The sequence below is a fragment of the Mucilaginibacter sp. genome, assembly GCF_039207105.1.
In the GTDB taxonomy this organism is placed as follows: Bacteria; Bacteroidota; Bacteroidia; order Sphingobacteriales; family Sphingobacteriaceae; genus Mucilaginibacter.
The window spans coordinates 4,479-19,664 of sequence record NZ_JBCECK010000036.1; the positions used below are offsets into that span (position 1 = coordinate 4,479).

The 15,186-nt window shown below is 36.0% G+C and carries 13 protein-coding genes; 12 read left to right on the forward strand and 1 reads right to left on the reverse strand.

Translation table 11 applies throughout. The features are described from left to right. Window positions 1-1,590 (reverse strand): hypothetical protein (locus AAGC65_RS09830; protein ID WP_407940663.1); only part of this gene is annotated, 1,590 nt, incomplete at its 3' end. Between the two features lie 480 nt (window positions 1,591-2,070). Between AAGC65_RS09830 and AAGC65_RS09835 the strand changes: the two genes are divergently transcribed. The 12 genes from AAGC65_RS09835 (at window position 2,071) to AAGC65_RS09890 (ending at window position 15,174) form a co-directional block, all read left to right on the forward strand. Beyond that, the gene (locus tag AAGC65_RS09835; protein WP_343112270.1) at window positions 2,071-4,569 is read left to right on the forward strand and encodes an SLBB domain-containing protein; all 2,499 of its coding nucleotides are present in this window, start codon (window positions 2,071-2,073) and stop codon (window positions 4,567-4,569) included. Window positions 4,570-4,589: 20 nt separating this feature from the next. Next, on the forward strand, window positions 4,590-5,678 hold the full coding sequence (locus AAGC65_RS09840) for a lipopolysaccharide biosynthesis protein (RefSeq protein WP_343112271.1): 1,089 nt from the start codon (window positions 4,590-4,592) through the stop codon (window positions 5,676-5,678). 7 nt (window positions 5,679-5,685) lie between these two features. After that, window positions 5,686-6,090, forward strand: coding sequence for an FdtA/QdtA family cupin domain-containing protein (locus tag AAGC65_RS09845; protein ID WP_343112272.1), 405 nt, complete (start codon window positions 5,686-5,688; stop codon window positions 6,088-6,090). Beyond that, complete coding sequence (locus AAGC65_RS09850; RefSeq protein WP_343112273.1) at window positions 6,087-6,497, forward strand: FdtA/QdtA family cupin domain-containing protein; 411 nt, start codon at window positions 6,087-6,089, stop codon at window positions 6,495-6,497. The genes AAGC65_RS09845 and AAGC65_RS09850 overlap by 4 nt, the downstream gene beginning before the upstream one ends. Then, window positions 6,494-7,561, forward strand: coding sequence for a hypothetical protein (locus AAGC65_RS09855; protein ID WP_343112274.1), 1,068 nt, complete (start codon window positions 6,494-6,496; stop codon window positions 7,559-7,561). Before AAGC65_RS09850 ends, AAGC65_RS09855 begins: the two co-directional genes overlap by 4 nt. Next, window positions 7,561-8,472: an NAD(P)-dependent oxidoreductase gene (locus tag AAGC65_RS09860; RefSeq protein WP_343112275.1), complete on the forward strand. Its 912-nt coding sequence runs from the start codon at window positions 7,561-7,563 to the stop codon at window positions 8,470-8,472. The genes AAGC65_RS09855 and AAGC65_RS09860 overlap by 1 nt, the downstream gene beginning before the upstream one ends. Beyond that, window positions 8,453-9,088, forward strand: coding sequence for an HAD hydrolase-like protein (locus AAGC65_RS09865; protein ID WP_343112276.1), 636 nt, complete (start codon window positions 8,453-8,455; stop codon window positions 9,086-9,088). Before AAGC65_RS09860 ends, AAGC65_RS09865 begins: the two co-directional genes overlap by 20 nt. Window positions 9,089-9,175: 87 nt before the next feature. Further along, window positions 9,176-10,273 carry a DegT/DnrJ/EryC1/StrS family aminotransferase gene (locus AAGC65_RS09870; RefSeq protein ID WP_343112277.1) on the forward strand — a complete coding sequence of 366 codons (1,098 nt, stop codon included), beginning with the start codon at window positions 9,176-9,178 and terminating at the stop codon, window positions 10,271-10,273. 9 nt (window positions 10,274-10,282) lie between these two features. Beyond that, entirely contained in the window at window positions 10,283-11,554 is a 1,272-nt protein-coding gene (locus AAGC65_RS09875) for an O-antigen translocase (RefSeq protein ID WP_343112278.1), read from the forward strand. A gap of 101 nt (window positions 11,555-11,655) precedes the next feature. Further along, window positions 11,656-12,531, forward strand: a complete 876-nt coding sequence (locus AAGC65_RS09880) for a glycosyltransferase family A protein (RefSeq protein ID WP_343112279.1) — start codon at window positions 11,656-11,658, stop codon at window positions 12,529-12,531. A gap of 50 nt (window positions 12,532-12,581) precedes the next feature. Continuing rightward, complete coding sequence (locus AAGC65_RS09885) at window positions 12,582-13,850, forward strand: hypothetical protein (protein WP_343112280.1); 1,269 nt, start codon at window positions 12,582-12,584, stop codon at window positions 13,848-13,850. A 55-nt stretch (window positions 13,851-13,905) separates the two neighbouring features. Next, on the forward strand, window positions 13,906-15,174 hold the full coding sequence (locus AAGC65_RS09890; protein WP_343112281.1) for a hypothetical protein: 1,269 nt from the start codon (window positions 13,906-13,908) through the stop codon (window positions 15,172-15,174). Window positions 15,175-15,186 lie beyond the last annotated feature (12 nt).

The following is a 15,186-nucleotide window of genomic DNA, read 5'->3' on the forward strand; positions in this document are numbered from 1 at the left end:
GTCATACCAGGCATAATTACCATTGCCTCCGCTTGCAGCGAGCGATGCCCGCTCTCCTGCGCAAATAGTAACCGGAGATGCCGCTGGTGCAGGGGGGGGAGGCAGTACGGTAACTGGTACGGCTATTCTTGCGCTGATACATCCTGATACAACAGCCTGAACATAATAGGTTATGCTGGCAGTAAGAGCAGGAGTAGTAAAATTGGCTGTGGTCGACAATTTAGTGCCGCCTGTTGGAGCATCATACCACTCTAACGAAGCTCCCTGCGTTGCGCTGGCTGTCAGCGTAGCGAATGAGCCTGAACAAATCAGCGCGCCGGATACTGATGGGGCTTCAACAGCTGGACTGACGATAACTTGAATAGGCGAGCGGTCGCTTGTGCAGCCGCCATTGACATTCAATACATAATAAGTGGTTGAATGGGTTAGTGTGGGCGTGGAATAATTGAGACCGGTTGCCAGCAAGCGCCCATCCTGAGGAGCATCATACCATTGATAAGTACCCGAAGGGGCGCCAGGCAAGCTTAGCAGAGTGTTTGTGCCATAACAAATAGTAACCGTTTGCGGATCCGGAGGGCTTGGTATAGGATTAACTGTTACTACTACCGGCACCCGGTCGCTCTGACAATCGTTTAACGACGTTTGGACATAGTATGTTGTAGTGGCTGTTAGCACCGGTGTGGTAAAGTCAGGGCTGGATATTAGCGGAGTACCGCCGCTGGGGGTATCAAACCAGTTGATAATGCCCGCCGGGACATCGGCATGTAAACTGGCAACTGAACCTTTGCAGATAGTAGCGCCAGATGCTTTGGGAGCGGCCGGCGGAGTGCTAACACGAGCTACAACCGGTAGCCGGCCGCTGGGACAGCCGTTAACGATGGCTTCGAGATAAAAAATCGTGTTTTGTTGCAATGCTGGTATAGTAAAAGTTGGACCGGTACCGACCTGGTTACCTCCCGAGGCCGCATCGTACCAGCTGTAACTATCTCCGCCGCTTGCCGACAATGTTGCAGGGCTGCCTGCACATACTGTTGTGCCCTGTACCGTAGGTTTACCGGCTACATAAACCGAAACCGCTGTCCTCGGGCTGGTACAACCTGATAGCGTTGTTTCTACATAGAAAATCGTATTAGCTGAAATAGGATTCGTAGTATAAGTATCACCGCTACCCAGAAAATTTCCTCCGGTTGGTGCATCATACCATTGATAGGTACCACCTGGTCCTATAGCCGTCAGCGTAGCCACATCATTCTGACATACTATTTTCGATCCGGCAATTGGCGCCCCGGGTGTAGGGGATACCGTAATAGCAATACTTTTGGTAACTGGTTGACATCCGGGTGTTTTATCAGTCACCGATACGGAATAAGTACCCTCTTTATTAACACTGATGGATGGGGTGGTTTCGCCTGTGCTCCAGGCAAAGGTATATGGGCCTGTTCCTGCAGAAGTATTCGCAGTTAGCAAAACACTGTTTCCCGCGCAAATCGTCGTTCCCGTAGAAGTTATATTAACATTCAGGGTACAGGTTTGACCGTGTGTTCCGGAATAAATTAATAGTAAAATAAATATATATAAACACCTGTTCATTACCTGGACATTTTTTTTTAAGCGATAAGGTAGATGGTTGGCGAAATATTTCCGACTGGTTGTTATTTGCTTGTATAACAGGTAAATAACAACTGTATCAGTTAATAAGTTAACCCTTGTACGAAAAATGGATAAAATGGTTAACCTGGAATAAAGAAAATTACATTAATGAATAAAGTGCGTGAATTAAAATTTGGTTAATGGACGCTGGTAGAAGGACTGAATTTAATCTGGGTTGGCCAATATTACAAAGTCTCAAATAAATCACTAACTGTTACGTTAATGTGATTGTTAACGTAATGATGTTAAATTGAGATAGTGAAGAAGCCTGTGTTTAGTAAGACGGGGTTATGAGCTAATGGTTTTAAAAAAATTAAAACCTTATTTATTGTTTCTATAAAATAATAATTTGAAGTACTTTTGCCAAAATATATATTTTACTTATTGGAGTTTCTTGGCATGCTCTAATAGATTTGACCTATGATTAAACGTAATTTTCTGATCTTTTTGTTTCTCCTGTGTTTGTGTTTCGGAGTTACAGAATGTGCCTCGGCGCAAACCAATCTTCAAAATATTTCTTCTGTAAACATTGATGATCTATCCGATCAACAAATCACACAATTGCTACAGCAGGCACAAACTGCTGGTTTGAGTGATGTGCAGTTATTGCAGCAGGCCCAAACTCGGGGCCTATCCAATGCGCAAGTACAAAAACTGCAAGCCAGAATTAAGGATATTCGCGGTAAGCAACCTGGAGGTAATAGTAAATCAATGGATACTATTATTATGAGTTCACGGAAGCCAAGCTACCGGGTGGATACACTCGATACGACATCGGTACGGAAAGATTTATTCGAAAATTTTAAACCTAAAATATTTGGCGCTGATATTTTTAAGAATAAAAATAACAGCTTTGAACCTAACTTGAAAGTTGCAACCCCAGTTAACTATATTGTTGGCCCTGATGATCAGCTCAATATTAGTGTATATGGTAGTTCTGTTGTAAATTGGAAATTGGAGGTGTCTCCCGAAGGGAACATCAATATTCCGGGGGTAGGTATATTAAACGTAGGCGGAAAAACTATTGAAACTGCAACATCGCTTATAAAAAGTAAGTTATCGGCAAGTAATTATGCTATCGGACGCGGAACTTCGGTTCAGGTTAGTTTAGGTAATATCCGCAGCATTAAGGTGATCATGGTAGGCCAATTGTTAAGGCCTGGAACGTATACCCTGTCTTCACTTTCTACAGTTTTTAATGCCCTTTATGCTGCCGGCGGTCCAACAGAAAATGGTAGCTTACGTCAAATAGAAGTAATCCGTGATAATCATATTATTAGGCATCTTGATGTTTATGACTTTTTAGTTAAAGGAAGTCAGAAAGATAACATCTCTTTAAGAGATCAGGATGTTGTACGTGTACCATCGTACAGGACAAGGGTTGAACTATCTGGTCAGGTAAAGATTCCTGCATTATTTGAAGTCGTCCCCGGCGAAAGCTTGCAAGACATCTTAGGATATGCGGGAGGGTTTACAGATAGTGCTTATACTGCTCGGATTAAGGTTTCACAAATAAGTGATCAGCAGCGCAAGTTAACAGATGTGATAGAGGATGATTACAAAAATTATATTCCTTTACGAGGTGATAAGTATTTTATACAATCGATACTTAACAGATTTGAAAACCGGGTTACGATCACTGGTGCAGTTTTCAGACCGGGTGAATATGAATTGCAGAAAGGACTTACACTTAATAAATTGATTGAAAATGCCGCGGGATTAAAGGAGGATGCCTTTATGGACCGTGGAACAATTACCCGTTTAAAAGCAGACAACAGCAAGGAGATGATATCTTTTAATATAAAAGATGTGATGAGTAAAAGCGTATCTATACCCCTGCAGCGGGAAGATAGTGTTTATGTAGCCTCCATTTTTGATCTGCGAAACAAATATCTAATCACCATTAATGGGTCGGTGAGAAAACCAGGAACAATGGCTTTTTCAGAAAATATGAAAGTGGAAGATTTGATTTTGAAGTCAGGTGGACTTACAGAAGGGGCAAGCCCTAAGCGTATAGAGGTAGCCAGAAGGATAAATAACTCTGATCCGCATTCCAAAAGTAGTAAGGTTGCTGAAGTATTTAGCATTGATATAGACAGTAAGCTTAAATTGGATAGTATTAATTTTGTATTACAACCATTTGACATAGTGTCTGTTCATAACCTACCAGGATATCAGAAGCAAAGAACAGTAAAAATAGAAGGCGAGGTGCTTTATCCCGGATCATACACGATCTCTAAAAAGGATGAGAAGATTTCTGATCTGGTTGTTCGTGCCGGTGGTCTTACCGCATCCGCAGATGTTGAAGGTGGTTCATTGAAGCGGGATAACATAGCCATTTTGGGTGTAGATAAAACTAAGGCAGATACCGCCGCTATTGAAAAAGAGCGACTAGAGCAGGTTAAGCGCTTAAAAAGGGATGATAAGATCTCAGGTAAGGATTCAGATTCAACCGCTTTCAAGGAGCAGGAACAGCCGAGAAATAATTACGTGGGTATTGATTTAACCAAAATCCTTAAATCTCCCGGGTCAAAAATTGATCTTTTGCTGGAGGATGGTGATGTGGTTAGGGTGCCTAAACAACAGCAAGTAGTTCGTGTAAACGGCGAAGTGCTTTATCCAAGTGCGGTGGTTTATATTAAGTCAAAATCATTTAATGATTATGTCTTAAACGCGGGTGGATATTCACCTAAGGCATTTAAGAAGGGTGCTTACGTTGTTTATCCTAATGGCACAGTCAAAGGAACACGCAAAATTCTTTTCTTTAACAATCACCCCAATGTAAAACCTGGTAGTGAGATTTATGTCCCAAAGAAGCCTATTAGCAATAATAATACGGCTCAGACTATTTTGGGCTTTACAACAGGATTAGCATCATTAGGAGCTATAATATTAGGAATATTAAGCCTTAACAGATAATAAATAAAGCAGTGAAGATTATGAATAAGATCGAACAGGGAAAAGCTTTAAATAATGCTGATGAGGTCTCTTTAAAGGAACTAGTTTTAAAAGTGATGCAATGGTGGCGCTATTTGTTATCAAGATGGGTTATTATTTTGGTAGCAGGAATTATTGGAGGAGCCGCTGGATTTGTTTATGCGTTGGTAAAAAAACCTGTTTATAAAGCAGAACTAAGTTTTGCTTTACAAGATGAAAAATCTGGAGGTGGGCTTAGTAGTGCTTTGGGTTTAGCAAGTCAATTTGGTATAGACTTAGGTGGAACAAGTGCGGGAGGAGAGTTTTCAGGCGATAATTTATTAGAGTTGATGAAATCTCGTTTGATGGTAGAAAAGACATTGTTAACCACCGTAAATGTCAATGATAAAAAAGAAACATTGGCAGAATTATATATCGATCTCAATGAATTCAGAGATAAATGGGAGGGGAAGCCGGGTTTAGAAAACATGCATTTTTTTCCTAACACCGATCGCTCGAAGTTTACGCTAAAACAGGATAGCATACTTGGAGTTTTATATAAAAAGATAATAGAGAATAATCTTACCGTTAACAAAATAGATAAAAAGCTGAGTATCATTTCTCTTGAGGTAAGTTCAACGAATGAACTATTTTCTAAATATTTCGTGGAGATTTTAGAACGGGGAGTATCTGACTTTTACATACAGACCAAGACTGAAAAATCAAGTAAAAACGTTGCCATATTACAAAGGCAAACAGATTCTGTAAGACGTGCGTTAAATGCGGCCATTTCAGGTGTAGCATCATCTATAGACGCTGCACCAAATGCTAATCCGTTGCTTCAATCACTTCATGTACCTTCTCAACGCAGGCAGGTAGATGTACAGGCCAATACAGCCATTTTGGGAGAGTTGGTAAAAAACCTCGAGCTGGCGAAAATGTCTTTGCTGCAGGAAACGCCATTGATTCAGGTTATTGATACTCCAATTTTACCATTGGAAAAGGTAAAAGTAGGAAAGCTGAAAGGAATAGTTCTGGGAGGGGTGATAGGAATATTCATCGTTGGTTTTATTTTAACCGCTAGAAGAGCGTTTAAGGAAGTCTTAGCTTAATGTTAATATGAATATCGGATCTGCTAAAATTATTGAACTTCCAAAAATTTTGGATGAAAGAGGAAACCTGTCTTTTTTAGAAGAGAATAATCATGTTCCTTTTCAGATCAAACGTTCGTATTGGATATATGATGTTCCTGGTGGAGCAATTAGAGGAGGACATTCTTATTATGAAAATCAGGAGTTCATTATTGCCATATCTGGTAGTTTTGAGGTGGTGGTTGATAATGGAAGTATTAAGCAAACGTTTTCCTTAAACAGATCATATTATGGTTTATACGTGCCTAATAATATTTGGAGGGAAATGATTAATTTTTCTACCAATTCTTTAGCTTTTGTTGTTGCTTCTACAAATTATGATGAGTTCGATTATCAAAGAGACTACCAAAGCTTTTTAAAAACAAAAAAATGAACGCCTCCATATATAATTGTAACGTAATTGAGCTTCCTAAAATTCATAATCGTGCCGGAAATATAACACCGGTAAGCAGTTGTGTTGAAATTCCGTTTAATATCAAAAGGGTTTATTATTTATATGATGTGCCGGGAGGGGAGACAAGGGGGGGGCATGCCCATAAGCAATTGGAGCAATTAATTGTAGCAGCAAGCGGAAGCTTTGATGTAGTGCTCGATGATGGTGTCATCAAGAAAACCGTTACTTTGAACAGGCCCAATTACGGTCTTTATATCCCCCCTGGAATTTGGCGGGATTTAAATAATTTTTCTTCTGGTGCTGTATTATTGGTCTTAGCCTCAGAAAAATACACTGAAGAAGATTACATCAGAGAATACGAGGCGTTTTTAACTTATAAAAAATGAAAAAAATATTAATTGCCGGGGCTGGTGGAGCACCTTCTGAAGGCGTGATCAATTCACTTCTAAAGAGCAGTAAAGAAGAAGTGATTGTGGGAATGGGAAGTGAACCAACTGATCTGGTATTATCTAATGCTAAAGAAAAATATTACATACCTTACGCTGATTCAAATGATTATAAAAAATCATTGTTGTTATTATTGAATAAGGTTAAACCAGATTTAATTCATTTTCAGAACGATTTGGAAATCTTTCATGCCTCAAAATTTAGAGATGAAATTCATGCATGCGGAGTTAAAACGTTCATGCCAGATCATCAGGTTATAGATACTTGTGTTCATAAATATAAAACTTATTTGAAGTGCAAAGAAGCGGGTATTACAGTTCCTACAAATTATTTAATAAATAATCAGGACGACCTGAAAAGAGCATTTAGTGATTTAGCTGATAAAAAAGGAAATATATGGTTGAGAGCCTCATCAATTGGAGGAGGGGGTAAAGGGGCTTTACCTACCAATGACTTTGTTTTTGCAAAAGGCTGGTTAGACAGATATAGTGGATGGGGAGATTTTGTTGCAGCTGAAATGTTAACGCCAGATACAGTAACTTGGTTATCCATTTGGCATGAAGGTGAATTAGTTGTAGCTCAAACCAGAATACGCAAAGGATGGACACATGGTAATAGAACAGTTTCGGGTGTTACCGGTGTTACTAAAGTTGGGCAAACTTATTCTAATTCTGAAGTTGACAGAATCTCAATAGAAACTATAAAGGCCGTATCAGATAAACCACACGGAATATTTGGTGTGGATATGACTTATGACAAAAATGGAATTCCTAATCCTACGGAGATAAATATTTCAAGATTTTTTACCACTGTATTGTTCTTTACAGAAGCAGGTTTAAACTTACCTGAAATTTTTAAAGATATTGCCTTGTATAATGAATTTCCAAAATTACAAGTTAAAATAAATCCGTTAAGAGATGGGTTATTATGGTTAAGAGGTATGGATACCAAACCGTTACTGATGCAATCTGAAGAGGTTGCGAAAAGTATTAAAAATTTATAATGATTTTATTGACAGGAGCTTCGGGATTTATTGGGCAGCATTTGCATGCTGCACTTATTACGCGTTATGGTATTGATAACATTTTATCTTTAACATCAACTCCGAATATGAGCTCCCCATATCTGTTGCATAACGATTACCGGTTCGAAAAAGAATATTTTATGGAATCTGGGTATGGTAATTCGATTGATACAATTATTCATGCAGGCGCTTATACACCCAAAAACGCATCACGGGCGAATGACTGGCAAAAGTGCGGTGAAAATATTTATAATACTGAAAAATTATTACAAGCAGATTTACCTAATTTACGAAAAGTCATCTATTTGAGTACACTGGATGTATATGGGAAAGCTGATCTTATATCTGAATCGTCATTAATAGAACCTGCCTCGTTATACGGTTATTCAAAACTTTATGGCGAAAAGATGATAGAAGCCTGGGCAAATGAGAAGGATAAATCGTTTCATATACTTCGAGTTGGACATGTTTATGGCCCTGGTGAAGAAGCATATCAAAAAATTATACCAGTTACAATTAAAAAGATAATTAATGAAGAGCCAGTACAGATTTGGGGAAGTGGTAATGAACTCAGATCATTTATTTACATTAAAGATGTAATTGATTGCATTATAAGCAGTTTATCTCTGGATAGTAATGTTGGTCCAATTAATTTGGTAGGGAGTAATCCAATATCAATCAGTGAATTAGTCAAAATGTTGTTCATGATTATTGGTAAATCTATTAATATTGAAACTATGCCTGGTACTGCACAGGGGCGCAGTTTTGTATTTGACAATAGTAAAATGAAACAATATTTATTACCTGATACACCGGAAACAGAATTGGCTACTGGGTTAAGGGAAGAGTGGAAGCATATGACTAAAGACAATGGGAAATATATTTTTTGATTTGGATGGTACTTTAATAGAGTCAAGACCCAGGCTTTATCAATTATTTCAGCATATGGTGCCCTCATCTAAATTGACTTTTGATGAGTATTGGTTATATAAGAGAAATAAAATTACTCATCGGGAAATTTTACAGCATGCATTTTCATATACAGATGATGAAATAAAACGGTTTGAAAGAGAATGGTTAACCTGTATCGAACTTCCCGAATGGTTGGCTTTGGATAAACCGTTTGAAGGAGTATCAGATTATTTATCTGCTCTTAAGAATAAAAATAGATTATTTATTGTGACAGCAAGGCAATCTGAAAATCAGGCGTTGGAGCAAATTAATCACTTTGGCTGGTTAAAATACGTTGAAAGTGTATTTGTAACCGGGCAAATACAAGAAAAGCATGATTTAATTAAAGGCAGAATTAACGTGACGCCTGAAGATTGGTTTGTTGGTGATACTGGAAAGGATATTCAAACCGGTAAACATTTAGGTATTAATACAGCAGCAGTTTTAACAGGTTTTTTAAGCGAAAAGAAAATCTTGGAGTACAATCCTGATATTATAGAAAAGGAAGTGGTCAATTTGGATTTTACCAAACTGAATCTGAAAGAAAAACTATAAGTTCTGATTGAATGTACTACGCTACAATTAGTTAGTTTACAGAATGAGTACTTTTTAAAAAGTGGTGTATTTGAAATTTTAATAATAATGATAAAATTTTTAGATTTATATAGTATAAACCAGCAGTACAGATCGGAACTGCAGGAGGCATTTGATCGGGTTTTAGATTCTGGCTGGTATATATTAGGACAGGAAGTAAAGCAATTTGAAGAACAGTTTGCGACTTATTGTGGTACTAAACACGCTATCGGCGTTGCCAATGGACTGGATGCCCTAATTTTAACTATTAGGGCTTATAAAGAATTAGGATTGTTTAATGAAGGTGATGAGATCATTGTACCAGCGAATACTTATATAGCAAGTATTTTAGCCGTATCTGCAAATGATATGGTACCTGTTCTGGTAGAGCCAGATATTGAAACTTATAACATCAGTGCAAGTTCAATCGAAGCTAAAATTACCCATAGGACTAAAGCGATTTTACCGGTTCATCTATATGGTCAGCTTTGTGATATGCAAACAATCGGCACTATTGCGAAAAAACATAATTTAAAGGTAATAGAAGATTGTGCGCAAGCGCACGGGGCAAATATTGGTGGAATACGAGCCGGGAATTTTGGGGATGCAGCTGGTTTTAGTTTTTACCCGGGTAAAAACCTGGGCGCATTGGGTGATGCCGGTGCTATTACAACCAATGATGACGAATTAGCTTTTACCATAAGGGCATTAGGGAATTACGGTTCTGAAATAAAATATAAAAATAAGTATAAAGGAATAAATAGTCGTTTAGATGATTTACAGGCTGCTTTTTTGGGCGTAAAATTAAAGATGCTTGAAAAGGAAACGGATATAAAAAGAACTATTGCGAATCGCTATTTATCAGAAATTAAAAATGATAAAGTTATTTTACCAGCGATAAGCGGGCAAAGTGCTCATGTATGGCATCTTTTTGTTGTAAGAACACAAAATAGAGAGCATTTACAAGAATATTTGATGGATAGGGAAATCCAGACCGTTATTCATTATCCAATTGCACCACATCAGCAGGAAGCTTATAAAGAATGGAATATGTATAGTTTTCCCGTTAGTGAAAAAATTCATCGTGAAGTTTTGAGTTTGCCTTTAAGTCCTGTCTTAACCACTGGTGAAGTAGATGCAGTTATAAAGGCTATTAATGCTTATTGATTTATCGGTTTGAAACTTTTAAAAACCTCTTTTTTTTCGGCAATAATTACATTTGTACGGATAGCCTCTGGCTTTGTAGCAGCTAAAGTTGTGGCATTATTTACAGGTCCCTCTGGTGTAGCGCTGATAGGTCAGTTTAATAATTTCATAAGCATTGTATTGACCTTTGCTAACGGAGCTATTAATACAGGGGTAATAAAATATACGGCGGAGTACGAAAATGATGAATTGCAATTAAAGAAACTCTTTAGCACCTCTCTTAAAATAAGTATTTATTGCTCCGCTATTTTTGGGGTATTATTATTAATTCTGGCTTCTTCTGTTTCACAGTTATTATTCAAGGCCACTATTTATGATAATCCCATAAGGGTATTGGGAATAACCATTATTTTATATTCACTTAATTCGCTCCTTATTTCCATTTTAAATGGCAAAAAACAAATTAAAGCATATACTAAAGTTAATACAGCAGGAAGTATTATTGGTTTGATTTTTACGGTTATCTTAGTTTTTTTTTATAAAATAATCGGTGCTTTATATGCTTTAGTTTTATCACAGTCTATAGTATTTTTTGTCACTTTAATAATGATCATAAAAAGCAGTTGGTTTTCGTGGTCGTATTTTAATCAACCATTTGACAAGAAAATGGCTCGTGGACTTTGGGACTTTAGTTTTATGGCCATAATATCCGCTTTAAGCGTACCGGTTTCTCAAATTGTTTTACGCAATTTACTAATAAATAAATTAGGGGTAAATGCGGCGGGGTACTGGCAGGGAATGATGCGTGTGTCAGACGGTTATTTACTACTGATTACAACTTCTCTGGGAACCTATTATTTACCTAAACTGGCTTCTTTACACACCAATAAAGAGTTAAGGAAAGAAATATTTCAAGGCTACAAAATTATACTTCCGGCAGTATTGATTGGATGCATAATTTTATATTTATTTCGCTTTTTTATTATACATGTATTATATACTAAGCAATTCGAAACAATGGCTGAGCTTTTTATATATCAGTTGTTGGGAGATTTTTTCAAAATGGCAGCATGGATATTAAGTTATTTGATGTTGGCTAAAGCTTTGACTAAATTATTTGTGATAACAGAAATTGTATTCAGCATTAGCTATGTTGTTTTAGGGTATATGGGAATAAACTTTTTTGGTTTAAAAGGTATAACAATAGCTTTCGCGTTGAATTATATATTATACTTTCTGACAATGATATTTGTTTTTAGAAAATTATTATTTAATAAAGACCTTTGCGGAAGTATAATATAATATATCTATTAGTTAGCATGTTAAATGGAAAAATATGCATGGATATATTAAACTACCTCTTTGTAGATTAATATACTCTGAAGGTAATTGAAAATTGAATTATGAAATACGAACCTTTGGTTTCAATAATCGTTCCGTGTTATAATCATGAACGATATATAGTTAACTGCATTGAAAGTATAGTTAATCAGACCTATAAAAATTTTGAACTCGTGGTTATTGATGACGGTTCTACGGATAATTCACCCACCATTTTAAAGAAACTACAGGAACAGTATAAATTTGAACTTGTAATTCAGGAAAATATTGGAGTTGCAAATACCTTAAATAAAGGTATAAAATGGGCCAAGGGAAAGTATGTTACTTTGTGCGCATCGGATGATTCCTGGTTTCTGGATAAATTGGATAGGCAAGTTAATTTCATGGAGAATAATCCTGATTATCCGATGTGCTTTGGTAATGTAATTGTGATTGATGAATTTGATAATAAAAGAGAAGAGAATACGCATGCAGCAAATGTGAATTTGAAGGGAGGCTACGTATTTAAAGATATTATGTTAATTAACTTCCACCCACCAGTAAACAACTTTTTTAGGAAAGATATATTTGATGAGGTAGGTTATTACAGGCCGGATATATGGACGGAGGATTTTTATATGAATTTACGAATTACTGAAAAACACCCCATTGGTTATATTGAAGAGTATTTATCGTACTATAGAATACCTATACGTAAGGAACGAGATAAGCCCAATATTAAAATGCTGAATTCTCATCTGGAATGCATTAATTTTTATAAGGATTCTGAATACTATGACGAAGCAATTAAACAATGGCATTACAGGAATTTTCGAATGTTTGCAGGATTTAAAAGTTCAAAACGATTGGCTCTGGATGGAATGACTAAAAATTTTGATAAATTATATACTTTTGGCTTTTTCAAATCACTTATCAAGTTGGTTTTAGTTTGGAATTAACCACTGTTAAGGAATATTAATGACAAGTTGTTTTAACAAAGGCAGAAGGGATGACATTGGAAGAAGCAAATAAAAACCAGATTTTTATTCCAATTAAATATAGCTGTTTTTTTCTATTACTCTATATATTCATATACAATCCTCCTTTTGCGTTTTTGCCAGTTTCGCCATTAGAGATACTTATTCTTCCTGCGTTAATATACATATGGCTTAGCAAAAGGTGGGCAAGTTTATTAACCGTTTTTAAATGGGAATTAACAATTCTTGGGTTGGTTTTGCTATTCTGTGTATTCAGGGAAATAGGGCATTTTGAAAATATATTTTTCAGAGCTAATATATTTCTTCTTTTGCAAGCTATTATCCTACCATACTTTGTTATAAGTATATACTACCGGCTTAAAAATCATAACAACCTGTTAAAGGATATGACAAAGGTTGGAGTAATAGCTTCTTTTATTACGATATCTATGCTGGTTTTTCCAGCTTTGGGCGACGGCATAAGGTATCATCTCTTAAAAACAGATGATTTTACTGAGCTTATTTCCTACCGATCCTTTGGTTTATCTGAGGGATTAACTTTTGGTTATGGGATAACTCAAGGGCTTGTGTTTACACTATTGCTTTATTATGCTCAGGAAAAGTCTAAATATTTAATTTATTTACCATTTGTGTTGATATCAATTTTATTTAACGCAAGGATTGGTTTATTCCCGGCTGTAATAGGGCTTTTATATTTTTTGGTAATAAAGTTTAATGTAAAACTTTTTACAATATTTCTGTTAATAGGTGCTTCACTATATTTTATAATATTTAATACCGAATTATTTTCAGACTATGCAAAGACCATAACGTGGGCATTTGATTTTTTTACACAATCCTCTGATCTTGTATCAGGAAACTCCACCGGATCCGATGGAAGTACTTTTGATATTTTGTTCGGTGAAATGGCTGTCTTGCCTCATGACATATGGGGTTGGTTGATAGGTACCGGAGAGAACATTTTTGTTTCCAAAAAAGCTAATTCAGATATTGGGTATATTATTCAGCTACATTATGGCGGTCTGGTTTATCTTTCATTTTTTGTTCTGCTTATAGGAGGTATGATGTTTCGCTTGAAATCTTTATACGGAAATAATATAAGGTGGCTCATGTATATTTTGTTAATCACCATTATTGTGACAAATGTTAAGGGATTAACGATTTCCATTATCCCCAGCCTCAGATTTATTATGCTTATTTACTGTTATTTAATAATGGAGGCAAAGGATAGGAAAAGGGTTGAGAATCAAAACAAAGAGTTGGCAAATCTTTCAGCCTAATCTTCCTCAATAGTAATATGTTACATTAATTTTAGTCACTAAAAAGAATAAGCAATTGAAAGTATTAGTTGTCACCTACGATTATCATCCAGACAAATCGCCCAATACATACAGATGGAAAAATGTACTGGAAGCTTGGGTTATGAATGGAGTTGAGGTTTTTGTTGTTTCTGCTCAAAAAGAAGGTTTTTCAGAATTTGAGAATGTAAATGGTGTCAACGTATATCGGACTGGCAGATCATTGGTAGAAAAAATCAGATTCAAGCTTCTTAAAAAAGACACTGGCAAAAAATTGTCCGATTCTAAAAGTGTTGGCATTGCTAAAGAAAGTTTAATGAGGAAAATTCATGATAGAACATGGAAAAAAATATATTTCCCTGATTTTGCATTTTTATGGCGTCGTCCTTCAATGAAGCTTGCTCAAGAGCTAATTGAAAAAGAAAATATTACGAACCTGATTACGGTTTCATGGCCTTTTACAGATCATGTGGTGGGACATAAATTAAAAAAGAAATATGGAATAAATTGGATTGCAGATACTATAGACCCATTTTATTTAAGTGATGCGGTTAATAACAAAGCTTTATATCATTCATTAAAATATAAGTTAGAAAAGAGAATCTTGTCTTCTGCTGACAAAGTCACTGTTTTAACAGATAAACTGAAAAATAAGTATGCTTTATTATATCCTTTGATTGCTAATAAATTAATTGTCAATCATAATCTATTTATTCCGTATGAGGTTAATGGAGAAAAACGTTCAATACAATTATCAAAGATTAAACTGGTTTTTGTAGGTACGCTTACCCCGGTTACCCGATCACCTAAAATTGTTCTGGAATTATTTAGTGAATTGATCAGGTATAGACCGGATCTTGAAATGCAACTTCATTTTTATGGCGACACAGTTCAGTGTAATTCTTTTTTCAATTTATATAACTCCTTATTGAATGAAAAAATATTTATACATGGTTTAGTCCCAAGAAATGATATTCCTATTATTCTTGCGGATGCTGATGTATTAGTGAATATTGGTAATAGTAATGAGTATCAAGAGCCATCCAAACTTATTGAATATATTTACCTGGGTAAACCAATACTGAATGTGTGTTCGATAATTGACGATTCATCTAAAGAAATATTAGACAATTACCCTTTGAATCTAAATATTCATGAAACGGAAATACACATGGCCGAAATATTGGATAAGGTTTTGACTTTTTTTGAGGCTAAGCAAACTTTAAAAGAAAATTTTATACCCGAAATGATTGAAAACTATTTATTACCAGAGGTTGAGAAGAGATATTTTTCTTTATTAAATTGATGAAACTAGGAA